Raw genomic sequence first — 24,427 nt, forward strand, 5'->3', positions numbered from 1 at the left:
CACCCCAGGACGCCCATCGGGTAACCAATCTGTGCCTCTACCACGGGGAGTTTGCTGCGAGGAGAGCTGAACGGCAGGATCAGCGCATGGTCACCAAACTCACTCGAGTCCTCATCGTGGGAGCAACTGCAGTGGTCGTTCTGGGCGCGGCGGCGGCCGTCGTCGCCTTCGTCAGCACCTCGGATGACCCGTACTACCCGCGAGAGGGTCTCAACACCGAGTACGCCGCAACGCTGGTGCAGGACCTTGCCGCCAACGACCCGCGGGCCGAGCTCATGACGCACTTTCCCGCGTCGAACCAAGACTCCGTGACCGAGCTGATCTCAGAGTGCGCGCCGGCCGCCCAAGCCGGCGCCCGCCCCACGGTCTACTCGGACGTCGTTCCCGCCAACGCGAGGGTGATCCTCGACGCTCCCGGGCTCCCCCGATGCGACATGTACCTTTTCTGGTCCGAGAGCCAGGGCGAAGCGTGGGCAGTCCACCTCACAGATCCCTCACCGCAGGACCCGGTCGCGACACTCAGCACCACGCCGGGATCCTGAGACCGTCCACTGTGAAGTAGCGCTGCACCGCTGAGACGCGCGCCACGAAGCTGTTACTTCATGCCAGACCAACCACGCGGTTCTTCGAGCGACGACGATCCGAGGTGTGAGGGTCAACATCGACGGCGAGCACTACCTACTTCTGCGGAGCGCCTTCTGGGCCGAGACATCGGACGTCATCGGCGTCTACGAGTCTGCGGAGCGGGCCCAAGAAGCAGCACAGAAAGCAGCGGGCGCTCCGCCCGCACCTGATCGGTGGGTGCTCGAGACGTGGAGCGGCAGCGAACTGCGCAGTAGCGTCCAGCTCGACTGACGCTCGGGCAGTGCGCGGGTGGCTCTACTGTGGCGGTGCGGTTGAGAAGTGGGGACTTCGCTGACGCCGCACGCGATAGACCGGCGGGGGCCGCCGATGTCGCCCTGTTCTCGGCCGAGGCGCACAGCGCGGCCGAGAGCAGCATCCGCCGGCTCACCGGCCCGCTGACCGATCCCCTATCGGACGCTCACTAGACCAGCTCCGTCGGGACGACGCGAGCGCTAGTCTCCTCGCCGTGATCATTGATCTAAAGCCCGGCGACGCGCGGTGGGCGACCGCCCTTCCCGTCCTCCGCGAGCTGCGCCCCCATCTCACTGACGAACTGCTCGAGCTGGTACTGCGAGAAGGCGCGCCCCAAGGTCTCCGCTTCACCGCTCTACTGCAAGACGATCGCTGCGTGGCTGTCGCCGGCTGGCGAGTAGTCGTCAACACGAGCGCCATCAGGAAGCTCTACATCGATGACCTGTCCACCGCCGCCGCCGAGCGATCCCACGGCCACGGCGCGGCACTCCTAACCGCGCTGGCGGAGCGCGGTCGGGAACTGGGGTGCAGCGCGATCGAGCTCGACTCCGGCGTGCAACGCTTCGAGGCACATCGCTTCTACCTGCGCGAACGGATGGACATCACCGCCCATCACTTCGCTCGACGGCTCGACCAGTAAGAGCAACGTGCGTCCTCCCCGCACCGTTCGGTAGAGGATCCCCATACGGGACGCCGATCGCTTGATCGCAACCCGAGACCTGATACCTGACACCCGGGGCCCGAGGCGCGAGGCGCGAGGCGCGAGGCGCGAGGCGCGAGGCGCATCATCGCGCGACGGGCCTCGAGTGGAAATCCATGCCGCCCGGTTCGAAACTATTGAGCCTTCGCGATCAGGCGTCAGCCCCCACGGCGCCCTACGGTCAGATCAGGGATCGTCGGGTTGGAATCGCGACGCGGAGCATCAGCACCCCACTGACCGCGAGGAAGCCGGCGCCGATGAGCCCGAATCCTGGCGGCTCGTCGGCCGAGCTGTATCCACCGTTGATCATCGGCGTGAAAACCATGTCGAAGAGCAGACTCGACGCCAGCACCGCGACGAGCGCAAGACCGGCCGTGACGATGCGCCGCTCCGCGGCAATGCTTCCGACGACGACAACGAGAGCGACCAGGACCTCCGCGATCCAGACCCAGAACGGTAAGAAGAATGCGGGTGCCGGCGCCTCGTACTGCAGATAGTTGCACGCAGCGCTCTCGTATCCGTCAGACCAGCAGGGGCCCCAGAAGGTGGCAGCACCGATCCCCTGCACCGCCGCGTGAATCAACAACAGGACCCCCGCCGCCGCCGCGAGAACGCTCAGGAGGATCGACGCGCCCTTCCGACTCAACCGAGGGGCGGTCTTCGTGATCGACATGGCGCCGAGACTAGAAGCGCCCGGTGAACAACCGGGGACAGGACCGACGTTGCTTCCGCGCCGGCGCGACCGGTGAACGATCCCTCAACGGGACGGTTGCTGCGTCTGCATCCGTAGCCCTAGGCGAAGGTGTCGGAGGAACTTTCGGCGGCGAGGGAACGTTTTACACGGTCGCGGACACTTCCTAGTGTGAGTGAGCAAAGCGATGAAGAGGTCTGGGCCCGAGCCGTGGGGGGCGACGGTGATGCCTACGGGATCCTCTTCGACCGTCACCGTGGACGTCTCTACCGCCACGCGCACGCCCTGGCGCCAGGTGGGACCGACGCGGATGACGCTGTGGCGGTCTCCTTCTTCGAGGCGTGGCTCCGGCGAGAGGCGATTCGCTTCGTGGACGGCTCGATGCTGCCCTGGCTGCTGCGCACCTGCACCTACGCGCTGAACAACCTCGCCCGGGCGTCCAAGCGGTACCAGGCGGCCCTGAGCCGACTACCCGCGCCCGAGCCACACGAGGACCCCGCTGATATGTCCGACGAGGGCGAAGCTACCTCCGCGCTGCGCGGCCTCTCCCTCCTCGACCGCCAGGTAGTGACGCTCTGCGTGCTCGAAGACCTCACTGACCAGGAGGCAGCCCACGTGCTGGGCGTCCGGGTCGGAACCGTCAAGTCGCGCCTCTCCCGCGCGAAGAGTCGATTGCGCGAGCAACTCGACACCACCACCGCTCTCTCTGCGAAAGGAATCACCCATGAAGTCTGAACCGGGTCTGTCGGACCGCGACCACGAGCTGCGACGGATGCTCGTCGCAACACCCACCGCCACGCCGGTGCGCGCTCCTCGCAGCCGGCGCACTCTCGCCGTCTCAGTCACCGCGTTCGTGGCAGCCGGGATCCTTTCCGGCGCCGTGTCGGCAGCAGCACTCGAGAGTGATGCACCGGATTCGACCGTGAACATCGCAGAGGTCACCCAGGCGCTCACTGAAGGAGACGCCACGTTCTACGGAACGCCCGTTGTCATCAACGGGCAGGGTCGGACCGAAGTGCAGCTCGGCCCGGCACCGGACCCCTCCGCAAAGATCGCGACCGCCTTCGTCTGCGTCGACCGCGGCCGCTTCGATCTGGAAGTCGACGGAGAAGCCAAGCCGGGAATCAACTGCGACGGCGACACCCGCAGCACCACGAACGGCGGCGCGTTCCTGCCGGTCTTCGGCGACGGAGAACACACGATCACGGTGGTCGCGGACGGACGGACTCGGTACACCTTCTGGGCCTCGTGGATCAAGCCGGCCGAGGATCCCGAGCCCTCCGCCGCCCTCACGGAGGCACTCGCAGACGGTGTCGTGACTGAGAGCGAGTACCGCGACGGATTCGCCCGTTATCGAGCCTGCATGGAAGACGCCGGGTTGAAACTCTTCCGCGTGGACGAGTCCGGACCGATCATCAGCTACTCGAACCTCACCGACAACATCGACTCGGGAGACGAGAAGCGCTGCTACGACGGAGAGTTCGGCCAGCTCGACGCCGAATGGCAGGTCGGCATCAACGGGTAGCGCGCCACAACCAGCGGCAGTCCGGCGCCCGCTGCGCGTGATCACGCCCTTACCAAGAAGCGGCCGACGGCGCTCCGCCAACGGCCCGATGGTCGTCGGCGGGGCGTCCTATCGAATCCATCAACTCTCGTGTCCGATGACCGATCCCTTCACGGAACGACACTGCGCACTCCTTGCGCCGAGTGGGGCGGCCAGCAGGTGGCAGGTTCAGCTATCTCGATGCGGCGAGATCCGGTAGCTGTTCGGTGTCGTGGTCACAGAGCGTCTGGCGCAGCAGCACGATCGCGGCGGCGTAGCGGGTGCGGGCGGTGGACGTCGGCAGGCGGAGAACTCGCGCCGCTTCGGTCACAGTGAATCCATCCCAGTGAACGAGTTCGATGACTTCTCTGAGTTTCGCTGGCAACGAGCGCACGGCCCTCTGCACGTCAATCTGGTCATCGGATGGCATCGGGAGCTGTTGACCGTTCTGGCGGAGGTCGTCCGCGAGGGCCGTCGTCAGGCGGTCCTGCCCGACTTTTTTCCGCTGATGGTTTGCGAGCTTGTGGCGGGCAGTGACGAAGAGCCACATGCGGCCGCGGACAGGGTCGGTGGGCATGATCGCGATGCGCTTCCATGCCGTCTCCGCGGTTTCTGCGAGCAGGTCGGCGGCGTCCTCGTGATTCGAGGTACGCCGGAGCAGGTACGCGAGCAGGTCCGCGGCGTTGTCCTCGATCGCGGTGCGAAGGATGCGTGCTCGCTCGTCAGCGGTCCGCATCATTCGCTTCCACAGTCGATCGATGAAGCCATCGACACCTCTTCGGTGAAGCCCTGGTCCTTGAGCTGCTGAATCACAAGCTGCAACGCCACGGATGAGATCCCGCTCCAGCGTTGCTGAACAGCAGGCTTGGGAGTGTTCGGCGGGAACATGAACTCCGGCGCCGATCCGATATCGAGATTGGCCAGATCAAGCCCGCGTAGCGCCTGTTCGGCCGCGGCCATCCCTTCAGGGGTGTTGAGCGCCCGGTTCGCGGGGTCCTCGGGCTGCACCTGGATCGTCGCAGAGCACGACTCGCCGTCGACGGTCACGACGTACGGCATCACCTCGCCCATAAGCACCGGACGATTCAGTAGTGGAGCGGCGACTGCGACGCCGGCCCCGCCCGTCAGTACCAGCCCGGCCAGCGCAGATGCCGTCCACAGCCGCCGTCTGCGACGGACCGCGCGAGTGGGTTCGGCGTCGAGCATGATCTTGACTGCCTCCTCGCCCCACTGGGGCGGCAGGCTCGGGTACGGGTTGGTGCTGTCCAGTTCGACAGTGGTGAAGTGATTCAACGCAGGCCCTCCAATTTCGCCTCTACACAGCACATGTCGCGGCGGCCTCGAAAACGCGGACGCTCGAAAATTTTGTGCCAACGTCGCGTCCGCGGGCGCATGGGCTCAGCGTCAGTTCGCTCTTATCGACACCGGCAGATCGGTACCGGTCACACCTCGGTGGTCTTTCAAGCAGGACCGGCGGACGTAGCCTTCTCAGCATGACGACGCCGGCCGAGTCCGTGCCCCTGACCGGCCGACGGCCGCAGCGGCGGCGGCACGGGGCGCTGCTGTTCTTGCGAGACGTGGTGGTCATCGTCCTGGTAGCGGTTCTGGTGTCCAGCCTGGTGAAGACGTTCCTCGTGCGGTCGTTCTACATCCCGTCGTCTTCGATGAACAACACGCTGGTGCAGGACGACCGCATCATCGTCAACGAACTCGTCCCCGACGTCGTGCCCCTCTCCCGCGGAGACGTCATCGTGTTCAAGGACCCGGGCGGATGGCTTCAGCCCGTCCCGCAGACCGAGGACACGTCCATCGCCGGGCTGTTCGAGAACACGCTGCAGGCGGTGGGACTGGCGCCCGAGGAGACCAACGATCACCTCATCAAGCGGCTGATCGGGCTTCCTGGCGATCACGTCGTCTGCTGCACGCCGTTGGGGCAGATGACCGTGAACGGGCAGCCCCTCGATGAGGCCTCGTACATCAAGGACGGCGAGAACGCCCCGGCCGCGTCGAGTATCCCGTTCGATGTCACCGTGCCTGCCGATGGGCTCTGGGTGATGGGCGACAACCGGGAGAACTCCGCCGACTCCCGCCTCCAACAGGGCACGCCCTCCAAGGGCTTCGTGCCGATCGATAATGTGACCGGCCGAGCCGTCGCGATCACGTGGCCGATCGACCGATGGCGCTGGCTCGACAACTTCCCCAACACGTTCCAGGGCCTCGATCCTCGCTAGGGCCGCCGCCCGGAGGGCGATCCCTATACGGGATGCACGCCAGCGACCTGACACCGGCGCCATGGCGCCCAAACGACGTCGGAACGGACAAAGATCCGAGGCGTGAAAACAGCCCTGACGGTGAGCACTACATCTTCCTCAGGACCGCCCGATGGGTAGACGCCCCGAGGTCGTTGGGATTTAGGGCAGCGAGCAGCCCGCTCTAGTCGAGTGGCGCGTGTCGGTCGGCGACCGTTCGAACCGTTCGCACGAGTTGTGGATCTTCGCCTCGGGCGAGTCCGGCGTACTCGAGGCGCAGCGAGCCGTCCTCGGCCGGGGTGGCCTTGATCCAGACTCGTCGGCGCGGCACGAATAGTGACGTGAGAAGCCCGGCGAGGACGAGTATCGCGAAGAGCAACACCCAGCCCTGGGTGGCGTCGTGGTGGATGTCGAAGGACGCGAAGCGGCGGACGCTATCGGTGCCGATGACGTCCGGGTCGGCTCCGACGTTCTCGAAGGTGACGGTACCCAATCCGTCGGGCAGGTTCGTGGTCTCGCCCGGCTTCAGCGTCAATGGTGCTACTCCGGTGTCGCCGCCGGTCAGTCGAGTCAGAGAGTCGACGGCGAGCTCGTAGACCGAGGTCGGCACTCCGCCGTTCAATCCCAGGTCGCCCGAGAACACGTTGAGCGAGAGCACGGGGTACTGAAGGTCCGGGAAGACGGACGTCGATGCTCCTGTCGCGAGCTGGTCCTGGGTGGGGTAGAAGAAGCCGGTCATGCCGATCTGCTCAGCAAGGCCGTCCGTCACCTTCACCACTCCGACCGAGGTGAGGTTCGCGTTGGTCGGGAGGAAGGGCACCGAGTCGGTGAAGATCGCCGTGCCGGAGGGGTCGCGGACCGTGATGGTCGGGGCGTAGCCGTTGCCGAGGAGGTAGACATTCGTGCCTCCGATCGCCAGCGGCTCGTTGACCTTGACGGTGCGTTCTTCGCTGCTGCCTCCGCGCTGGGTGGTGGTGACGGTCGCGGTGTAGTCGATCGGCTGCCCGAACGCCTCGCCCGGCTCGGTCACGTACTCGACGGCAAGGCTGTCGAGGTTCAGCTGGTACGGGTCGAGCTGGCTGCTGTCGAAGAAGCGCCCCGGGTTGAACGAGTCGTAGGCTGCGAGGTTGTTCGCGAACCCCTGGCCGCCCTCGACCAGCACGCGCTGCCCGCTGTAGCCGAATCCGCCGCCGATACCCACGGAGACGAGGATGCCGACCAGGGCGGAGTGGAAGACAAGGTTGCCGGTCTCGCGGAGGTAGCCGCGCTCAGCGGACACGCTCGACCAGCGGCCGCGAGGGTCGTTGTACCGCTCGATGCGGTAGCCGGCGCGGCGCAGCATCGCGTGGGCGCCCTCGATCGCCTCCTCCGCAGTGGCGCCCTCAACTTCTCGGACGGTGTAGCCGGCGAGGCGTTGCAGACGGGCCGGCGTCTTCGGCGGCCGCGAGCGCATCGCCTGGAAGTGGTGCTTCGTTCGCGGGATGATGCAGCCGATCAGCGAGACGAACAGCAGCAGGTAGATGCTCGAGAACCACGCCGAGGTGTAGGTGTCGAAGGCCTGGACCTTGTCGAGCAGCGGCGCGAGGTCCGGGTTGTCGATGAAGTACTGGGTGACGCCGTTGGGGTCGGAGGAGCGCTGCGGCACGAGCGAGCCCGGCACCGCCGCGATCGCGAGCAGCAGCAGCAGGAACAGCGCGGTGCGCATGCTGGTGAGCTGGCGCCACATCCAGCGGACCCAGCCGGTGAAGCCGAGGGTCGGCTGCGTGATCGACCCGTCGGAGTCGAAGTGGTCGGCCGGGCGGAAGTTCGCATCGGTGCGAGCCTGAGCCGTGTCGGGCTCGCGCTCGAGAGACGCGTCGTGGTCAGATCGCTGATCGGACGTCATGGATCACCGCGCCGAGAGCGTTGCAGGCGAGCGCACTGCTCGCCCCGCCGGCCATCAGCAGCCCGCTGACGGCTGCACCGCGACGGCGGAGGCGGGGACGATAGCGAGCTTGTCGTCGCGCACGAGCTGGATTCGATCAGCAGTCACAAGTCCTCAGTGTATGGACGCCGCTCGATGTCCGGCTGATCGTCGCGGCAGTCCAGAACCGTGGGCTGCACGCGAGTTCAAGGCTTTCAGCCACCGAGCCGATCGCCCGCTCACGATCCTTTCGCGGGCGGCCATGATCGGTTGCAGGGCTCGACTACCGGCGCCGAAACGCTCCATACAGTGCGCCGAGGACGATCAGGCTGCCGATCCCGACGAGTACCCAGGTACGGGGATCCTCGTTGACGCTGGTGCACACGCCTGGCGAGTTCACGTACTCCGCGCAGCTACCCGAACGGTCACCGGCGAGAAGGACCACAGCGACGAGAGCAACCAACGCGATCGCGAGCCACCACCACCGAACGCGACGCCGAACCAATGCACCCATGACCAGACCGTACGACGACAGTGGTTCATCGAGGAGGCGGCCAGGTCTCGATAGTTCATCGATGTGGCCTGCCGCTCGCCTCTGCCGGCGGAGGCGCCCGGTGCCAGAAGGTGGCAGGAGCGTTTAAGTACCCCTGAGCTGTCCCCACCCGAAGACGCTCTCCGCGATGAAGTCTTGAAGATCGCTCTGCACGGCCAGAGCGAGGACGAACACGGAGACGCCGCTCTGAAGCTCTCGCGATGAGCCCGTCTCCCCGAGGACTACCCACTGCGCGACGACGCTGCCGTCCTCGAGGCGATCTGCAGGACTCAGAGGAGAACCGTCCGGCCACTCTGCGAGCCGCACGAAGTGCAGCCGAGGTGACGAGCGTTCGTCCTCGTGCAGCATCGCCTCGAACACGGGAACGAGCGCCAGTCGAAGCTCTTCGATCGTCGTCACCGCACACCAGGGCTGTCGACGTAGACGTTCTCGCTGAGCGGCGTCCACGTCTCTTCGACTCCCCCGCCGTCCGGGACGACGTGGACCGTGTCGCGGCCGATCGCGCTGTCGAACCCGCCGGCCCCGCAGCTCTGGCCCCATGTGTCCTCGTCAGCGAAGCTCGTCAGGCACGTCGTCTCCGGATCGCTCGTGCGCGCCAGGAACAGCGATCGGTCTCCGACTCGGCCGACGAGCCGGGAGCTGGTCTCGTCCATCTCGGACCAGGAGGCCCGCGGGGGCAGCGTCGGGAACGTATCGGCGTCGGTCGCCGCCCGGTCGAGGTCCGCGAAAGTGAGCGGCGGCCGCTCGGCGGTGGTGAAGCACCCGCTCAGCGAGGCCGCGCCCGCGGCAGCGATGGCCGTGATGGCGAGGGTTCGAGCGGTCACCCGTGCGATGCTGCGCGGTCGACTAGTCCAGGTCACAGGGTCAGCCTAGGAAGTCACGGCCCGGGGCGCGCCTCTTCCGGAAACTAGGGTGAGGAGGTGTTCCCCGCGCTCGGCACCGCGTTCCTCGCGGGCGCGCTCGCTCTGCTCTCCCCGTGCGCTGCGCCGATCCTGCCGATGCGGGTGAGAGCGGCACACCTAGACTCCTGCGCATGACCGCTTCGTCATCCGTGGACGTGTCGCGGCGCCGACGTCGTTCGGCTCGTCGTCGCCTGTCCTTCTTCGGCGTCCTAGGCGAGCTGCTGATGACCGCAGGGGTGCTCGTTCTGCTGTTCCTCGCCTGGCAGCTGTGGTGGAACGATGCGGTGATCGCGGGCCGGCAGGAAGATCAAGCGGCCGAGCTGCGCCAGAGCTGGGGCGAGGACGCGCCGCCCGCTGAGGCACCATCCCAGCCGATCGCCGAGCCTTCCGTCCCCGGTGACCCAGTGATCGCGCCAGTCGCGGCTCTGGACACAACGTTCGGCAACCTCTATATCCCCCGGTACGGCGAGGGGTGGGTGCGCACAATCGCTGAGGGCGTCGACGCGGAGAACGTGCTCGACGTGGGCAGCATCGGCCACTACCCGGGAACGCAGATGCCCGGCGAGGTGGGGAACTTCGCGATCGCCGCGCACCGCTCCGCTGCCGGCGGAGGGATGCACCTCATCGATGAGCTGCAATTGGGTGATGCGATCTACATCGAGACCGCCGATGGCTGGTACACGTACCGGTTCCGGAACCTCGAGTACGTGCAGCCCTCGGAGGTGCAGGTCATCGATCCCGTCCCCTGGGCGAGCGACGTCGTTCCGACGGATCGTTTGATCACGATGACGAGCTGTAATCCGCTGCTGTCGACCGCGGAGCGGATCATCGCTTACGGCGTCTTCGAGTCGTGGCAGCCCCGCTCCGCCGGAGCGCCCGCCGAGCTCGCCGCGTCCCTCGCGACCTGACGTCCGGCGTGGTCGCCGCCGTGGTCGCCGGCGCCGCGACGAGGGCGGCGAGCCGATTTCGTGCTGCGGCAGACGTTTGCGGGTCGGGTGGACATGTACAGGATGAACCCGCTTTCGAAGGAGCCCGTCATGACTGCCGCCCCTGACCGAGACCCCCTGGACGTCCTGCTGGATGAGTCCAGCCCCCGCACGTCGACAGTGACGGCCGACGTCGCTGTCGAGCTGGCCGAGCTGCAGCAGCTCGCGGCGGCAGAGGCCCGCGTCAACCGTCACCGCTGGGCGCGTCCTGCGGTCGCCGGAGTGGCGTCGCTGGTACTGCTCGGCGGTATGGCGACCGCGGCCGCCGCGGCGACGGGCGCGTGGTCGCCGTGGGCGGAGACGCCGGATGCCTCGATCGCCTATTCGTTGCCCAGCGGTGTTCAGTGTGAGGAGCGCATGGGAGACGTTCAAGGAACCGATCCGGCGGCCGTCGCCGTGGTCGAGAACTTCTACCAGACGACCGACATAGACGCTCTCCTCAGCGACGGGGCACTCGAGGAGACCATCGCGCAGCTGCGTACCGAGGACCGATCCTTCATCAACGCTGACGGATCCCGCACGCCGGCCGGCTACGGCACCGAGTTCTACAACGCCGACCGGGAGTATTCGACCGCCGTCGGGCGCATCATCAGCAACGCTCTCGACGCCGAACTCGCTGCGCAGAACGTCGACGTCAACGCCGCGAACCTCAGCATCGCCGGCGAGGCCCACTGCCCCGGAGCGACCTGGTGACCCGCCAGAAGTCCGACGAGGCAGAACGACTCAGCGAGGCTCTGCGCCTCACCTCGCCTGACCTTCTCAAGTACCTGCAACGCCGCCTCCCTCTCGAGGACGCCGCGGACGCGCTCGCGGACGTCATGCTCACCGCATGGCGCCGGGTGGGCGCCCTCCCCCGCACCGCGGAGGAGTCGCGGATGTGGCTGTTCGGCATCGCCCGGAACGTCCTCTCGAACAGCAACCGCGCCGAGAACAGGCGAGCCGACCTCTCTGGCCGGCTTCGCGGCGTCCTGGCGACCGCTCCCACCGAAGGACGCCCAGCCGACGAAGGAGTCGACGTGCGCGATGCGATCGGCAGGCTCGCGCCAGAACAGGCCGAGCTCGTCCGCCTCATTCACTGGGACGGCTTCTCCATCACCGAAGCAGGACACCTCCTCGGCGTCCCCGCGTCCACCGCACGCACCCGCTACCAACGAGCACGAGAAGACCTGCGGTCGACCCTGGCGGCATCACCAGCACGCGACGACGACGCCAAGCCCCTCCGAGCGGTCCGCTGAAAGCGTCCCGCAGATCAACCCCCTTACGGGACGGACTACCGGTCACCGGCGATCTCTGGCCTTCCGGCTATTCCTCTGACACGCTCGGAACTCACAACTCTGGGGGGAGTTCATCGCATGCGCGCATCCAGTCCTACTTCCGACGGCTTTTGGCCGTCGCAGATGATGATCACGGTCGAGGACAATCCGCTGGCGCTCCTCGAGCTCCTCTGGGTTCGAGAGGCGTGGGGACTCACCCCAGCAGCCGACGGCCCGCCGCCGCTCGAGCAGCCGCCCGCAAAGCTCGGGGCAGCGAACGTCGACGCGGAATGGGAGCGCACCTGGCCCCAGCTGTGGCAGGAATGCCTCGACCACCTTGCCATCGAGACCGGCCCGCTTCTTCAACAGCTCCCGAACACCGCCGACGGGTCACCCGAGCGCGCACATCTCCTCGGGCTCGTTCTCGGCCCGAGCTGGCACGACCGCTTCGGCGACGACTCCCTCGGAACTCCCTTCCTCACCTGGCAGGCCGAGCAGCGCTCCGCACAGCCGAACACGCATGACGTTCCACTCGACGCGACTCCCGAACGGCGCTCCGTCCGCGCACTCGTCTCCGCCTGGGAGGCCGGCCTGATGAAGGTGGTCACCCTCCCCTGCCGCGGCGAATACACCCGCGCCGTCTCAGGCTCGACACTGATCGTCACAAATAACGATCACCGAGACCCAGATCGCTACGACGCCGCGCTCCGAGAGTTCGCCAGCGGCTCCTTGAAGTAGCGCGGCAGACGATCCACCGACAGGCGACGGAAGGAAGACAGGTGACAAACGACGTTCGACAACTCGTTGACCTGATGCTCGACAAGGCTGAAGCAGAGCAGCCGGGCGTCGCTCACACGATCACGGTGACGTCGACGAATGCACTGTTCCTTCCCGTCGATGCGATGGAGCTGCCTGCACGCGACGTCGAGGGGCCTGTCCGGGGGCACATCTACCGCAACTGCCTCGTGTGGGAGGAAGAGTTCCTCGATCACGTGATCCTGGTGTCGCCCGTGGTCGGACGGGATTTCGAGACGAGGCAACCGCCGGCATACTACGGGGATCTGCGTCATGGAACCATCGGCCCCCTTCCCTCCGACACCTGACGAGGAGTGAGTGGACGAGACTCCTCTTCGCACTCGGCCATACGCCGAGGGCACGGTGCTCGCCTGGATCCGTCTCGCTGGACGATCCCCTACCGGACGCATGGTTGACGGTCCCATGGAGGGCGGCCGCCTCCACTAGACCTCTTTATCCGACTGGGGTAGCTACCCTCGAGCCCATGACCGACCAGCAGAACGATGCACGGTTGCGCGCGAGGCGGATCGCCGGTGCGACGGCGATTGTTCTCACCGTTGTCGCCGCGCTTCTCGTTCAGGCCGGCGCGAGCTTGCTGACCCTCGCCTCACCAGCCATGACGGACTGCCGGCCGCGCGAGATCCCGCTGAGCGCAGCAGCCTGGTACCTCGGCGCCCTGGTCGTTATCGGAGGATCCGTCTATGCGGCGGCGAAGACCGCGCGTGCGCTCACATCGACCGCGCTCGCCTACGCCCTCCTCCTCACAGCGATCCTCGGAATCGTGACGTTCTCGGGACTAGCGATCCTCATCGCCGGGCTGATGGGCTTCGCGGAGATGGATGACCCTGGACCGCCTCCGACAGGCGGACCCGTCCTGCTCCTCATCGCCGCACTCAGCACACCTGCCTGGGCGCTCGGCGCATCCAGCATCCTCATGCTGTCCAAGAGACGCAGAGTGCCGTCTCGTCCGGCGGCGTCGCTCATCGCGTTCGCTGCCATCACTGCGACGAGCGTTGGTCTCCAGCTCGTCAGGTTCACCCTGACCTGCTGACGGTGATCACAGAGGTCCTCTACGAAAGGGGCAACGACGGTACCGCCACACGGCACCGATCATCGGCACCGCGGGACTCGAGAAGTTCCTGCTCAGCGACCCCGTACCGGACGCCTGGCCAGCGATCCCCTGCGGAACAGGATCGACGGTGGCTCGTCACGCGGAATGAGTAGTGCACCACTTCCGGAGTAGCGCATGTTGAACTGGGTAGGCAGTACAAGATTGTGCTAGTTTCGCGGCACAACCGGTGGCAGGACCGCCCCGGGCCTATCGATGGAGGCCGACATGCTGGTGACGTTCCTGCTCAACCTTGTTGGTGTGCTGCCACTGGAGATGGCCCTGACTTTCGGGCTAGCGCTCTTCGCTCTGTCCTGGCTCGTCCCTCGTCGTCTCGTCTCGCTTCCGCAGATCAGGCGCCGCCGCTCCACGCTCCTGTGGGCGGCAACGGCGGGGTCGGTCCTCATGATCGTCGTGGCGTCCGTGACGAGCGGAATCACCGCCTCCACCTGGGACTCATCGGGCTATGACGGCTGGTTGCGGCGCCCGCTACCCCTGCTCGTCGCAACGCTGGTCGTCGCGATCGCCGGCTTCGCTCTGCGACGCACGCCCCTGCCGGCGCCTAATGAACGTGCCATCGCTCCTCGGCGATCCTGGCGCGCCTTTACCCCCCAGCCCCTTCTTTGGATCGCGGGGATCGTCGCTGCCGTGATCGTGGTCGTCGCTCTCTGGCAGATCTCGATCGCCGTGTCGGCACCGCGAAGCGGGCCGTTCTTCGGGCAGGTGCCCGACTACACGAGCCTGCCCATCTACATGAGTTTCAACGGACTCGGCTACGTTCCCGGCGCCGGCTGGCCGAATCACCTCGCGACGCTCCTCGCCCTGGTCGTTGCAGGCGTCGTGCTTGTCGTCTCGCTGCGAGCGGAGGCGAACCGTCCGCTAGCCGGACGCTCCACCGCGCCGAGCGTCACAGCGGACCGGGAATCAACCGCACGCCTGCTCGTCCTCATTCTTCTCGCGGGACTCATCACGACGCTCGGTGCCGTGCTGATGCACGTCGGCACGTCCGGCATGTCCGCAGTCGGCCTCGACGAGCAGTGGGTGTCCGAGGACACCTCCATCACGAAGCTGAACATCACCGGTGGCTACAGCGCCATCGCGGGGCGGATGAACTTGACCGGGTACGTGGTGCAGGGCGCGGGAGTCGCGCTCGCGCTCCGGATCGCTGTCGACGCCCTTCGCGGAGCGCGGCGGCCCGCTCCCGCGGCCGCCTCGGAGACGATGGGTGCGACGCGATGACGACGCCCGGCCCGAGCTCCGCAGAAGAGATCGCGGAGCTGTACCGAGGAGCGATCCGCTCCGGCCGGCTCGGAGACGGAGAACGCCTCCCCACCGTGCGTCAGACCGCCCGCGACTTCGCCATCGCCCAAGCCACCGCGGCCAAGGCCTACCGCACGCTCGAGCAAGACGGGCTCGTCGTCACCCGCACCGCAGCCGGCACCCGCGTCGCCCCAGGAGCATCCAAGGCGCCGCAAGCGGTCATCGAACGCATCCGCGCTCTCGCCGAGGTCAGCGAAGAAGCGGGCGTCTCGCTCGAAGACGTCGTTGCGATCCTCCGCACCCTCTGGGTACGCGAGGAGGCAAGGGCGACTCCCCCACACGAGTCGACTTGAAGAACACCCGTAGCGAAGCCGATACCGAAGAGACTGGCCGCTTCACGCGCGGCGTCCGCAGTTCCACTGCACCATCCCCACACGAGGCGACGCAGCCGGGCCACTCGACAACTATGCCGACGACGGCCACCTTGCTGCCGCGGCCGGGCTGATCCCCGTTCCACGTGACTCCGGACGTCGAACCGGGAACATGCACCGACCGAAGCGATACAACCGACATCTGCGCCGCTCGCTCTACCTCTCAGCACAGACCTCGATCATCCGCGAGGGACCGAATCGCGACTTCTACCTCAAGAAACGCGGCGAAGGGTACAAGCACACGCAAGCACTCCTCGCCCTCTCCCGACGACGCGTCAGCGTGCTCTGGGCCCTATTGCGCGACAACCGCACATTCACCCACGCACCTCCGACCCGCGCTGCGTAGATCAGCTACGCGACCAGGAGAGGGCCGGTCACGAGGCGTAGCCGTCCCTCCGCGTGGTGGAGCAGGTGGGAAGGTGGTCGGTTCAGTCGACCGGAGAGACGCGGATGAGGTTGCCGTCGGGATCCGCGACCACGAATGTGCGGCCGAAGACGTCCTCGTGCGGCTCCTCGACGACGTGAACACCCTTCGCTGTCCAGGCGACGAAGGTTTCATCCACGGCGGCCGCGGTGCCGGGGACCATCAGACCGAGTTCACTCGTGCGGGGGGTGCTCGGGACCGCGTGCTCGTTGCGACCGGTCCAGAGTGCGAGCAGGACGCCGGGGGCGATGGCAAAGGCGACGTAGCGCGGGGTGGTCATGGTGGGCGCAATCTCGAACAGGTCGCTGTAGAAAGCGGTCGCTGCCTCTGCATCGCTGACGTAGAGCAGGAACAGATTCGGTGTGGGCATGGAGAACTCCTCTAGTCGGTGGTCGTCATCAGTACGAGACCAGCCGATCAGGTAATGACGACAGGACCTGTCATCTTTCTGCGACGATGGCCTGTCATGAAGGCCTCGCGGTTACTGCAGATGTTGCTACTCCTGCAAACCCGTCAGCGGCTCACCACGAGAGAGCTCGCTGAACGGCTCGAGGTCTCTCGGCGAACGATTCTGCGAGATGTCGAGGCGCTGTCGGCGGCAGGAGTTCCGGTGTACGCCGAGCGGGGACGCAACGGCGGGATCCTCTTGCTCTCCACGGCGCGATTGAACGCCTCTCATCTGGACCCGAGCGAGTTGGAAGCACTGTCGGTCGTCGGCTTGGACGCGCAGCTGCTCGAGAAACTGGGACTGACTACTGTCCACGCGGCAGCCGTGCGCAAGATCGATGCCCGCGTGGCCGCGATGCCCGCGGCGCGCACCGTTGCGCGACTGGCCGACCTGATCGTCGTCGACAGTTCTGCGTGGTTCGTCGAACCGAAAGCGACCGTCGATGTCGCTGAGCTCGCGGAGGCACTCCGCTCGCGACGCCGGATCCGGCTCCACTATCGGCGCAACGCCGAGACACTGCCGTCATGGCGCGAAGCCGACCCCTACGGACTCGCCGTGAAGTCAGGCCGCTGGTACCTCGTCGCCGACGTCGACGCCGACAGTCGGCTGTTCTCCCTCGAGCGGATCACGAGCTACGAGGTGCTCGACGCGCCCGCGGCACTGCGCGACGGCGAGACGCTCCGAACGGTCTGGGCCGGGTTGAGAGACCGCACCGAGTCACCAGGACGAGTGAGTGTCACGTTTCGCCTCCGCGAGAACCGGCTCGACCTCGCGCGCCGCATCATCGGTGCCCGCATCCATACGGTTTCTCCTGCAGACGACGGCTGGCGCACTGTCATCGTCCGCTACCCGGAGCTAGAGTCCGTGCGCCAGCTGCTTCAGTTCGGAGACCACATCGAGATCACCAGCCCCGACGAAGCCCGCGAACGAGTACGCCAACTCGCAACGGATCTGGCCCAGCGACACACTCAACGCGATACCCCAGAAGTCTGACCAGACCGACTCCGGTCAAGGTCTGCGGACAGTACCGCTAGGCCACCTTGACGTACTCATTGAGACTCCTGCTCGTGCGGTTCGTGGGTCCCGTCGACGTCGACGGGCTCTCGGTCGCGGGCTCGGCCGCGGGGGTGTCTGTTGGGTCCTCGGCGGGTAGCTCGATCCCCCAGGATGCGAGCGCTTCGCGCCGGGTTATTTCGACAGGCGGCTCGGACAGCGCTCTGCGCTGTTCGAGCTCGGCGCGGGTGACGTGCTGCCCGGGTATGCGGCGTTCGTCGCCGTAGGCGGCGCGGTAGAGCCGGTCGGCGTCGTTCTCCAGCCGGTCCACCTCGGCCTGCCGGTCCGCGAATCCGGCGAGGTAGCCGGCCCGGAACTCATCGCTCGGGATCTCGCCGCTCACGCGGCGTGCTTGTCGATGAGGTCGGGGCGGAATCCCGACCAGTGGTCCTGATCGCTGGCGACGACGACGGGGCGGCGGAGTAGCCCAGCTCCTCCATGACGTACTCGAGCGCGGCGGGGTTGGTGGTGAGGTCCACGACGTCGTACTCGATCCTCTTACGGAACGGTTCAGTGGCGCCCGCGTCGCATGTGCAGGGGACCTTGAACATCTAAATGCTCACGGTCGTCTGCACGAGTGCCGCGGTGACGCGAAAAGGTGTGCAGGCGACTGCGAGGACCGACAGCGGCGTACGCAACTCGCGGGCGACCGGTTGACGACCCCTCAACGGACGCCGCGGCGCTGGTAGAGCTATCTTCAAGATGGACACGGGAGGGCTGATGCGAGCCGAATGGAACGAAGCGTTCTTTGACGCGCAGCGCGAGGAACCGCTGACCTATTGGGTCTGCTTCTGGATTGGCGCCGATGACGAGCTGGCGGTGACCCATGACCCGCAGCGGATCACGGACGCCGACTCGGTCGAGGAGGTCCTGGCCTGGATTCACGACACGAAGGGCGACCGAGACTTCGAGCTGTTCGTGGAGACCCTCAACCACACCGAGACCCGCGAGCACGGCTGGATGCCAGCCCGAAACCTCATCCACCTCGCCGGCAATTACCGCCCACCAGGAACGACTTCCACCCTCTCTGCAAGCTCGGAGAACTAGCAGCACCTCCACCCCGGCCGGGCGACACGAGAAAACAGCTAGCCGCCCAGCAGTGCCCGCCCGGGGCGACGTCGACCCGAACCACGCGAAGCCTTGGCGGGGCAGCGGGCTCCGGGTTGGATGAGCACATGCAGAGCCGAAAGTCGAGCAAACCAGCGACCAGCCGCACGTCATCGATCCGGTAGTCGTACTCCGAAACCGGATGACGCCGCCGCACCCCGACGGCCTCGATCGCTGCGGCGAGCTCGGCATCCGGCAACATGCGCTGATCCTCTCAGACGCACGGCCAGCGATCCCCTTTCGGGACGCGCGTGGTGGGTAGCGTCCGCCCTACTCTGACGGGATGGAACTGCGGACCGCGAAGACCCTCGGCATCCTCGCGATGGTGATCGGCACCCCAGTCGCCCTCCTCACCCACACGATCGGCTGGATCCAGACCGGCTGGGACCCGGCCGCCGTGCAGTGCCAGCACAGCGAGTACCCCGACGGGATCGACCTCTACTCCAGCCGCGTGTCGGGCGAGAAGATCCTCTACCCGCTCGGCCTGTCCTGCACCTACGCAGCCAGCGAGACCTCACCAGGCATCACCATCCGTCACTACAGGTGGGACGCCACCGCCCTCTTCACCGCAGCCGCCGCACTCGCTCTCGCGGGAACCGTCGTCGCGCTCAGAGCCGAACGCAAGCAGGAGCTCATCACCGAGTCGAAGGAAGAACGAGCGACGACATAGCGCAGCGCCCCCTCTGCCGGTCAACGATCCCGTAACGGGACGTTCCTGGCTCCAGGAGCGACAGTGACGTCACCCTCGATCTAGCGCCGGTTGCACGACGCTGATGAGAGCCAGCACGATCACCACGGCGGCGGTGACTGTTGCTGCCATGAGTGCTTGGCGAGCGGGCGAGTCGAAAAGCCCCGGCGCTTCGTCCGGCTCTAGGTCAGCGGAGTGAGCGCCCTTGGACGCAGCGGCGCGGATGGAACGGCCCTCCTGTTGCCCTTCGCGCACGCTCCTCTCAGGAGGAAGCTGGTGACGCAAGCTCGGGTAAGCCGTTGCCATGATCATGAGTGGAACGAGGACGACGAGAACGAGTGGTTCGTCCCACAAGTCGGGCCACGTGTTCAGCAACACGATCGCGACGACGACGAGCAGTAGCGCATAGGCGGATGCGTAACGCAACACCCGCGAACTGATGGACACGTGCTCAGTATGACGGCACGGCACGACCACCAGCCGACCCTATTACTGGTTAACAACCGCGGCCGAGAGGAGGGTCGCCAGACAGCAGGTGAGAAGCCTGACGATTCGATGTGGACCTGGCGCGCTCAGGAAGCAGATTCTCGGCGCAAGAGAATCTCCTGCAGGTCATGGATGCTTTGTAAGTCCGGGGCACGCCTCACCGTGTTCATGTAGGTAGCGATTACCGCGAGCGGCGCCGTAATGACGAGCAAGCCGACGGAAATCGGGGTAAGAGCCTGCGTGGAGGGGCCCCCGAAGAAAAGATTGCCCAGCAGCAGGCCTCCCGCGAGACCGGCCGCCAGACCGAAGTCAAAACTGGCCCGCGCTCGTCGACGCACTCGACGGCACACTGCCGTGATCATCTCTTCCAACTCCGCGCTCGATCGGTCATTCAGGTCCACGCGCGGAGAATACCCGCCTGAGACCTAGCGCGCTTGCCACTCGCCAGCCAGATCCTGGCATCGCTGAGCTGACGCCGCACGCGACAGCCCGGCGGGGGGCGGTGTCGCCCTGCTCTCGGCCGCGACGCACAGCGCGACTGAGATCAACACCCGGCGGCAGCGGCCCATTGAACGATCTCCATAAGGGTCGAGGCGGTGTCGGGTGGGAGACTCTGCGGTAGTTTCACGACCGAGGGTGGTCATGGTGGAAGTGCTCAAGGGCTCGAGCCTGCTCGCGTCGGGTGTTGTGATCGCCGTGATCTGCTCGCTGTTGCAGTTTCAGGCCGGCGTTCGTGCAGATTTGAATCAGACAGGGGGCCAGCTCAGCCCAGTCCTGCTCGTGGGAATTCTGATCGGATTTGTCGTCTCAGCCGTCGGCGCGATTCAGCTGTTCCAGTGCTACGAACGGTGGGTCACCGCTTCCGCTAGCCGCCGTGCGAAGCCTGCGGACCTGGTTCCTCGGCGTAGGTGAGGTAGCACCGCACGACCGCGTGTCCCCCGCCACATGCGCACCGCTGGGTGCTACGTGAGACGCTGGGTGCTATGTGAGACGCTGACTGCTATGGGAATTCTTGCGAGTGTGTTTGGTGCTGGTTCCGATGAAGAGGCGGGCGCGGCGCTGTTGGGATCGGACGGTCTCGTCTGCGACATAGATCCGACCGGACTCTGGGAGCTCGAAGGCATCCTGACCTCGACACCAGCGCTCGAGGTTCCCGCGGCGCAGTACCAGCCGGTTGCGGCGACCGATGACTACGAGAGCTTCGTCATCGCAGTCAGCACCGGCCTGGGTGGCGCGCTAGACGCCGCAGGTGAGACGGGTCGTGCCGCCGCAGCGCGGCAGTGGGAGGATGCGTCGTCCGAGCTCGAGGGATGGTCACCCGAGCAGGTGCACCGCCTCGTCGAGGATCTCGCTTCGACACTCGCCTCAATCGCCGCGGCCGGTCAGCGCCCCTACCTGCGGGTGAGTGTCTGATCTGTGAACTGAGCTGAGTCAAGAAGTTACTCCGCTGGGACATCAACTAGATGAGGTGGAAGGTGCGGCGTCGGCTCAGTGCCCAGACGAGTGCGCCGGCGAGGAGCACCGCGCAGGTCAGCCCGGCGACGTGCAGGACGAGCGACGGCATTCCGTTCTCGGGGAGCAGGAAGCCGTACGGCACCCACCCGTCGGTCGCTCCGCGGACGAGCACGACGACGACCCAGACGATCGGGTAGGGCAGGACCACCCACAGCCGGCGCCAGGAGAGCGGTCCGCGGTCGGCGAGGACGATCCAGTCGAGGAGGACGAGCGCGGGGAGCACCACGTGCAGGACGGCGCTGACCCAGGGCGGAGCCGTTCCGGTACCGGGAACGAGGGTGTTGTAGATCACGGCGACGACGATCGAGTAGGCCGTCGCCGCGCCGCGGACGTAGCTCAGCCACACCGGCGTCGGACGGCGGGCGAGCGCGACCGATCCGGCGACGATGAGCACCGCGCTCGCGAGGAGGCTGGTCTGGTTCGTGAAGTAGCCGAAGTAGTCGAACAGATTCGGATCGCCGGCCGCGATGCTCAAGGCGTAGGTGTGGAGGATCACCGCGATCGCCGCTGCACCGACGGCGACGCGAGCAGCGCCCACGAACGGGCGGGTCGGTGCCGGGGAACTCATCGGGTCAGCCTAAGAGCCGGTGGGCTTCTTGATGACCCGCGACAGACACTCCCCTTTCGGAACGGCGCTGCGCATTTCAGGCCGAGACGCGACCATGAGGCAACGCTAGGGCAGGCAGGGACCGCAGCGTGCACATTCAAGGCCGCGACAATGCTCAGGTGGCAGCGTGAACCAGGAGCTGGGCAGCCATGCCAGTGAGGACGATGAGCCCGACGCCCGTCCACGGGATCCACGCGCTGACCCCGCGCGGCCCGACTTTGAAGAGGAACGCCGCGATCACAGCCACGGAGACGCCGAGGGCGCCGAAGAAGCCGACCGCCATGCCCGCATCAGCCAGTCCGCGGTCGCAGGGCCTCGCGCTTGCGCACGAGTCCGTCGCGAAGCCCATAAGGACGCTGCTCAGCATCGTCCACAAAGCGGCAGGTAGGAGCACGACGACACCGAGGCCGACCGCCCACCGGTTCGCTCGGTCGCTGGAGTCGTCCACGCCCGTCACCGTACGCCCTCCGAACCGACGTCGTCATAGCCCGTTCATCGGGGCGACGACGCTGTCCCTTCTCGGGTAGTCACACCGTGGTGTATAGGCTCGCAGCAGCCGGTCATCGGCTTCCCGTGAGGAGAGAGCTGTGCGCCCTGCCGGAGTGCTTGTCCTAGCCCTGAGCGCTGTGTGCGTCGCGGGAGCCGGCGCAGCGGTGATCGCCGGCCTCGCATCCTCGTCGTCGCAGAACCAGGCTATCTCGACGGCACTGATCTCAGACCTCGAGCACCGGAACGCTCAGAGCCTGGTCGAAGGATCGCCGCAGCTCACCGGCCTCGGCGTCCCGGAATCGACCTCGACGCCGGGGCGGCTTGCGGTGATCGTGGAGGATGACGCCCGGCTGCGCGTTCAGCGAGACCGCTACCTCGAGCTCGGGGAGTCCTTCACGGCGTTCGAGACCGACGTGTCGCTGGACTCGGTGCAGATCACGGGCGACTCGGCCACGGTGACGTTCACCGAGAGCACGACCCTTCAGCGGAGCCCGTACGAGACCGGCGAAGCGGCTCCGGAGTACGCCTACTCGTTCCCGCAGGAGGCGACGCTGCGCCTACACGCGGGCACCTGGTCAGTCGACACCCTCACGCACGAGACGGCGCACACCCCGGCAGACTTCCCGGAAACCGTCGCACCGGACGTCTCCCCCACCAGCTGACACGGCATCACTCCCCAGGAGCATCGCCCGGACCTGACCGGTGAACGCTCGAGACGCGGAGTGGCGGTGAACTGCGCAGCAGCATCCAGCTCGGATGACGCTCGGGCAGTGCGCAGGTGGCTCCACTGTGGCGGTGCGGTCGAGAAGTGGGGACTTTGCTGACGCCGCACGCGCCAGACCGGCGGGGAGCCGCCGGTGTCGCCCTGCTCTCGGCCGCGACCCGTAACGCGTCCGAGAGCAACACCTGCCGGCTCAGCGGCCCGCTGAACGATCCCCATACGGTATGCGCGCGGAACGGCCTAAGCCGCTCACCTCGTGCCATAACCTCGTGCCATGCGCACCCTTGAGCGGCTACTGCTCGCGGCGCTCATCACTGCTGCCTGCGCTCTTGTGGCGACGATCACCCTCCTGGGGTTGGCGTCCCTCGACTCCCCTCGGGACACGACTCCGCCATACGACCCCACCCCCTCGGTCCATCCGACCGCTCGTCCGATACCTCAGAAGATCGATGGCTGACCGGTCAATGATCTCTATACGGAACGTGCCGTGGTCTGCTCAACCGACGATCACGGCGGTACGCAGAGCCAGAACCCAGCTGGTGACGGCGCCGACCACCCCCAAGGCGAGCAGCAGCGACCTCCATCGAGCGTGGGAGCGCGTGCTGACGCGCATCGCTACGACCAGGAGAACGAGGGTCGCGAGGGCGACAGAGCACAGAGCCGGCCACGCGACGTGGAACCCCGTGCACTGAGGAGGAAGGGACTCGTTGCACGCAAACGTGAATCCGTCGAGGAAGACGCCCGCGACGAGGGCGAGGAGAGTGATTACGCCCGCGATCACGGCGGAAGCATTGAGCGACAGTGTATGCACACCATCACTCTCGGACCAGCGAGTAAACGGCAGGAGCGCACTGGTCCATCCGGGTCGGATCTGTCCCGGAGACCGATCCCTATACGGAACGCTCAGCGCGAGTCCCTTCGTTGTCGGGTCAGCGCGTAACACTCAAATCGGTGAGTCTCGATGCGGGTACGGTCTGGACAACTCGTCGACGACCGGAGCTTCACATGACTCGCCCCTTCATGACCGACCCCGAGCAGCTGGAGTCGCTGCGCGGCCAGCAGTACCTCGTTCTCCGGCCTGTCGCTGACGTCGCCGCCTTCTACGACGAGGAGCAGTCGGCTCTGCAAGAGCGGCTGCCCGATGGTCTCTCCTGGCCCAACTCCGGCCACGTCACCTTGCGGGGGTTCTACGAGCCCGATCGGGTGGCTCTCCTCCGTGATGCTCTCGCCGCGTGGGCGGAGAACCAGTCTCGGATCGAGCTTCACGTGGTCGCGGTTGACGGGTTCCCTCCGCCGTTCCAGGTCCTCCTCGCTCAACTCGAGCGCACCTCTTCGCTCATCACCGCCTACTCGAACCTGACCGGCGTCCTCGACTTGACTGACTTCTCCCGCATCGGGGAGCTCCCCCTCGAGGAATGGGTGTTCCACCTCTCACTGATCTATGCCCGCTCGCTGGACGAGCAACAGTGGCAAGCGGCCTATGTCCAGAACCGACGAACCGTGTCTCCCGGGCCCGCCGAGCTCATCAACGACGCAGAGTTTGTCTGGTACGACGACGACGGCGAGCACGCCGAAAGCCTTCCGTTCGGCGCGGCTACCTTCTGACCCAAACGGTCATCGGTCCCGTCTCTCCTACCTG

General features: G+C 66.5%; 33 protein-coding genes and 2 pseudogenes. 22 read left to right on the forward strand and 13 right to left on the reverse strand.

Annotated elements, in window-relative coordinates; genetic code table 11:
• Window positions 1–86: 86 nt before the first annotated feature.
• The 3 genes from C5D44_RS06200 to C5D44_RS06210 all read left to right on the forward strand — a co-directional run bounded on the left by C5D44_RS06200 (window position 87) and on the right by C5D44_RS06210 (window position 1,516).
• A complete protein-coding gene (locus C5D44_RS06200) occupies window positions 87–542 on the forward strand; it encodes a hypothetical protein (protein WP_104281135.1) in 456 nt (151 codons plus the stop codon).
• A gap of 106 nt (window positions 543–648) precedes the next feature.
• Window positions 649–855 carry a hypothetical protein gene (locus C5D44_RS06205; RefSeq protein ID WP_104248288.1) on the forward strand — a complete coding sequence of 69 codons (207 nt, stop codon included), beginning with the start codon at window positions 649–651 and terminating at the stop codon, window positions 853–855.
• Between the two features lie 235 nt (window positions 856–1,090).
• Window positions 1,091–1,516 (forward strand): GNAT family N-acetyltransferase, encoded by a 426-nt coding sequence (locus C5D44_RS06210; RefSeq protein WP_104250070.1) that lies wholly within the window; start codon window positions 1,091–1,093, stop codon window positions 1,514–1,516.
• Window positions 1,517–1,757: 241 nt separating this feature from the next.
• On the opposite strand, the gene C5D44_RS06215 is transcribed toward C5D44_RS06210, so the two are convergent.
• On the reverse strand, window positions 1,758–2,249 hold the full coding sequence (locus C5D44_RS06215; RefSeq protein WP_104281136.1) for a hypothetical protein: 492 nt from the start codon (window positions 2,247–2,249) through the stop codon (window positions 1,758–1,760).
• 189 nt (window positions 2,250–2,438) lie between these two features.
• Here C5D44_RS06215 and C5D44_RS06220 point away from each other — a divergent pair, with 189 nt between their 5' ends.
• The gene (locus tag C5D44_RS06220) at window positions 2,439–3,002 is read left to right on the forward strand and encodes an RNA polymerase sigma factor (protein ID WP_258067894.1); all 564 of its coding nucleotides are present in this window, start codon (window positions 2,439–2,441) and stop codon (window positions 3,000–3,002) included.
• Window positions 2,992–3,792 carry a hypothetical protein gene (locus C5D44_RS17685; RefSeq protein WP_146079438.1) on the forward strand — a complete coding sequence of 267 codons (801 nt, stop codon included), beginning with the start codon at window positions 2,992–2,994 and terminating at the stop codon, window positions 3,790–3,792. Before C5D44_RS06220 ends, C5D44_RS17685 begins: the two co-directional genes overlap by 11 nt.
• A 211-nt stretch (window positions 3,793–4,003) precedes the next feature.
• Here the strand turns inward: C5D44_RS17685 and C5D44_RS06230 are convergent, their stop codons facing one another.
• Together C5D44_RS06230 and C5D44_RS06235 are read right to left on the reverse strand one after the other, a co-directional pair.
• Window positions 4,004–4,549, reverse strand: a complete 546-nt coding sequence (locus tag C5D44_RS06230; protein WP_219814333.1) for an RNA polymerase sigma factor — start codon at window positions 4,547–4,549, stop codon at window positions 4,004–4,006.
• A complete protein-coding gene (locus C5D44_RS06235) occupies window positions 4,546–5,103 on the reverse strand; it encodes a hypothetical protein (RefSeq protein ID WP_104281138.1) in 558 nt (185 codons plus the stop codon). Before C5D44_RS06235 ends, C5D44_RS06230 begins: the two co-directional genes overlap by 4 nt.
• A gap of 200 nt (window positions 5,104–5,303) precedes the next feature.
• On the opposite strand from C5D44_RS06235, the gene lepB reads away from it, so the two are divergent.
• Window positions 5,304–6,041 (forward strand): signal peptidase I, encoded by a 738-nt coding sequence (gene lepB, locus C5D44_RS06240; protein WP_104281139.1) that lies wholly within the window; start codon window positions 5,304–5,306, stop codon window positions 6,039–6,041.
• Between the two features lie 202 nt (window positions 6,042–6,243).
• On the opposite strand, the gene C5D44_RS06245 is transcribed toward lepB, so the two are convergent.
• From C5D44_RS06245 to C5D44_RS06255, 3 genes are all read right to left on the reverse strand, one after another.
• A complete protein-coding gene (locus tag C5D44_RS06245) occupies window positions 6,244–7,944 on the reverse strand; it encodes a cytochrome c biogenesis protein ResB (RefSeq protein ID WP_104281140.1) in 1,701 nt (566 codons plus the stop codon).
• A gap of 655 nt (window positions 7,945–8,599) precedes the next feature.
• Entirely contained in the window at window positions 8,600–8,914 is a 315-nt protein-coding gene (locus tag C5D44_RS06250) for a hypothetical protein (RefSeq protein WP_104281141.1), read from the reverse strand.
• Window positions 8,911–9,339 (reverse strand): hypothetical protein, encoded by a 429-nt coding sequence (locus C5D44_RS06255; RefSeq protein ID WP_104281142.1) that lies wholly within the window; start codon window positions 9,337–9,339, stop codon window positions 8,911–8,913. The genes C5D44_RS06250 and C5D44_RS06255 overlap by 4 nt, the downstream gene beginning before the upstream one ends.
• 209 nt (window positions 9,340–9,548) lie before the next feature.
• Between C5D44_RS06255 and C5D44_RS06260 the strand changes: the two genes are divergently transcribed.
• The 9 genes and pseudogenes from C5D44_RS06260 to C5D44_RS06300 all read left to right on the forward strand — a co-directional run.
• Window positions 9,549–10,325: a class E sortase gene (locus tag C5D44_RS06260; RefSeq protein WP_104281143.1), complete on the forward strand. Its 777-nt coding sequence runs from the start codon at window positions 9,549–9,551 to the stop codon at window positions 10,323–10,325.
• 60 nt (window positions 10,326–10,385) lie between these two features.
• Entirely contained in the window at window positions 10,386–11,096 is a 711-nt protein-coding gene (locus C5D44_RS06265; protein WP_104281144.1) for a hypothetical protein, read from the forward strand.
• Window positions 11,093–11,638: an RNA polymerase sigma factor gene (locus C5D44_RS06270; protein WP_104281145.1), complete on the forward strand. Its 546-nt coding sequence runs from the start codon at window positions 11,093–11,095 to the stop codon at window positions 11,636–11,638. Before C5D44_RS06265 ends, C5D44_RS06270 begins: the two co-directional genes overlap by 4 nt.
• Window positions 11,639–11,755: 117 nt before the next feature.
• Entirely contained in the window at window positions 11,756–12,394 is a 639-nt protein-coding gene (locus C5D44_RS06275) for a hypothetical protein (protein WP_104308773.1), read from the forward strand.
• Between the two features lie 41 nt (window positions 12,395–12,435).
• A complete protein-coding gene (locus C5D44_RS06280; RefSeq protein WP_104281147.1) occupies window positions 12,436–12,759 on the forward strand; it encodes a hypothetical protein in 324 nt (107 codons plus the stop codon).
• A 176-nt stretch (window positions 12,760–12,935) separates the two neighbouring features.
• Window positions 12,936–13,502 (forward strand): hypothetical protein, encoded by a 567-nt coding sequence (locus C5D44_RS06285; RefSeq protein WP_104281148.1) that lies wholly within the window; start codon window positions 12,936–12,938, stop codon window positions 13,500–13,502.
• Between the two features lie 285 nt (window positions 13,503–13,787).
• A complete protein-coding gene (locus C5D44_RS06290; protein ID WP_146087996.1) occupies window positions 13,788–14,798 on the forward strand; it encodes a hypothetical protein in 1,011 nt (336 codons plus the stop codon).
• On the forward strand, window positions 14,795–15,172 hold the full coding sequence (locus tag C5D44_RS06295; RefSeq protein WP_104281150.1) for a GntR family transcriptional regulator: 378 nt from the start codon (window positions 14,795–14,797) through the stop codon (window positions 15,170–15,172). Before C5D44_RS06290 ends, C5D44_RS06295 begins: the two co-directional genes overlap by 4 nt.
• 97 nt (window positions 15,173–15,269) lie before the next feature.
• A pseudogene (locus C5D44_RS06300) lies at window positions 15,270–15,596 on the forward strand (transposase); the annotation flags it as partial.
• Between the two features lie 82 nt (window positions 15,597–15,678).
• On the opposite strand, the gene C5D44_RS06305 reads toward C5D44_RS06300, so the two are convergent.
• Window positions 15,679–16,044: a VOC family protein gene (locus tag C5D44_RS06305; protein ID WP_104281151.1), complete on the reverse strand. Its 366-nt coding sequence runs from the start codon at window positions 16,042–16,044 to the stop codon at window positions 15,679–15,681.
• A 96-nt stretch (window positions 16,045–16,140) separates the two neighbouring features.
• Here C5D44_RS06305 and C5D44_RS06310 point away from each other — a divergent pair, with 96 nt between their 5' ends.
• Window positions 16,141–17,115, forward strand: coding sequence for a YafY family protein (locus C5D44_RS06310; protein ID WP_104281152.1), 975 nt, complete (start codon window positions 16,141–16,143; stop codon window positions 17,113–17,115).
• Window positions 17,116–17,152: 37 nt separating this feature from the next.
• On the opposite strand, the gene C5D44_RS06315 is transcribed toward C5D44_RS06310, so the two are convergent.
• Window positions 17,153–17,518, reverse strand: a complete 366-nt coding sequence (locus C5D44_RS06315) for a hypothetical protein (protein ID WP_104281153.1) — start codon at window positions 17,516–17,518, stop codon at window positions 17,153–17,155.
• Window positions 17,515–17,726: pseudogene (locus tag C5D44_RS18425) on the reverse strand (glutaredoxin domain-containing protein). The gene C5D44_RS06315 and the pseudogene C5D44_RS18425 overlap by 4 nt, the downstream one beginning before the upstream one ends.
• Window positions 17,727–17,877: 151 nt before the next feature.
• Here C5D44_RS18425 and C5D44_RS06325 point away from each other — a divergent pair.
• Window positions 17,878–18,222, forward strand: a complete 345-nt coding sequence (locus tag C5D44_RS06325) for a hypothetical protein (protein WP_104261691.1) — start codon at window positions 17,878–17,880, stop codon at window positions 18,220–18,222.
• A 343-nt stretch (window positions 18,223–18,565) separates the two neighbouring features.
• A complete protein-coding gene (locus C5D44_RS06330) occupies window positions 18,566–18,952 on the forward strand; it encodes a hypothetical protein (protein WP_104250056.1) in 387 nt (128 codons plus the stop codon).
• A 69-nt stretch (window positions 18,953–19,021) separates the two neighbouring features.
• On the opposite strand, the gene C5D44_RS06335 is transcribed toward C5D44_RS06330, so the two are convergent.
• The gene (locus C5D44_RS06335; RefSeq protein ID WP_104250057.1) at window positions 19,022–19,417 is read right to left on the reverse strand and encodes a hypothetical protein; all 396 of its coding nucleotides are present in this window, start codon (window positions 19,415–19,417) and stop codon (window positions 19,022–19,024) included.
• Between the two features lie 125 nt (window positions 19,418–19,542).
• A complete protein-coding gene (locus C5D44_RS06340) occupies window positions 19,543–19,857 on the reverse strand; it encodes a hypothetical protein (protein WP_146076581.1) in 315 nt (104 codons plus the stop codon).
• A 241-nt stretch (window positions 19,858–20,098) separates the two neighbouring features.
• On the opposite strand from C5D44_RS06340, the gene C5D44_RS06345 reads away from it, so the two are divergent.
• Entirely contained in the window at window positions 20,099–20,368 is a 270-nt protein-coding gene (locus tag C5D44_RS06345) for a hypothetical protein (RefSeq protein WP_104248173.1), read from the forward strand.
• A gap of 90 nt (window positions 20,369–20,458) precedes the next feature.
• Complete coding sequence (locus C5D44_RS06350; protein ID WP_104281154.1) at window positions 20,459–20,869, forward strand: hypothetical protein; 411 nt, start codon at window positions 20,459–20,461, stop codon at window positions 20,867–20,869.
• Between the two features lie 46 nt (window positions 20,870–20,915).
• On the opposite strand, the gene C5D44_RS06355 is transcribed toward C5D44_RS06350, so the two are convergent.
• Window positions 20,916–21,539 carry a Pr6Pr family membrane protein gene (locus tag C5D44_RS06355; protein WP_104281155.1) on the reverse strand — a complete coding sequence of 208 codons (624 nt, stop codon included), beginning with the start codon at window positions 21,537–21,539 and terminating at the stop codon, window positions 20,916–20,918.
• A gap of 154 nt (window positions 21,540–21,693) precedes the next feature.
• Window positions 21,694–22,026, reverse strand: a complete 333-nt coding sequence (locus tag C5D44_RS06360; protein ID WP_146087997.1) for a hypothetical protein — start codon at window positions 22,024–22,026, stop codon at window positions 21,694–21,696.
• A gap of 367 nt (window positions 22,027–22,393) precedes the next feature.
• On the opposite strand from C5D44_RS06360, the gene C5D44_RS06365 reads away from it, so the two are divergent.
• Both C5D44_RS06365 and C5D44_RS06375 read left to right on the forward strand, forming a co-directional pair.
• Window positions 22,394–22,729: a hypothetical protein gene (locus tag C5D44_RS06365; protein ID WP_181118460.1), complete on the forward strand. Its 336-nt coding sequence runs from the start codon at window positions 22,394–22,396 to the stop codon at window positions 22,727–22,729.
• A 1,079-nt stretch (window positions 22,730–23,808) separates the two neighbouring features.
• The gene (locus C5D44_RS06375) at window positions 23,809–24,393 is read left to right on the forward strand and encodes a 2'-5' RNA ligase family protein (RefSeq protein ID WP_104281180.1); all 585 of its coding nucleotides are present in this window, start codon (window positions 23,809–23,811) and stop codon (window positions 24,391–24,393) included.
• The last annotated feature ends 34 nt before the right edge of the window (window positions 24,394–24,427 follow it).

The organism is Rathayibacter sp. AY1B5 (assembly GCF_002932795.1).
In the GTDB taxonomy this organism is placed as follows: domain Bacteria; phylum Actinomycetota; class Actinomycetes; order Actinomycetales; family Microbacteriaceae; genus Rathayibacter.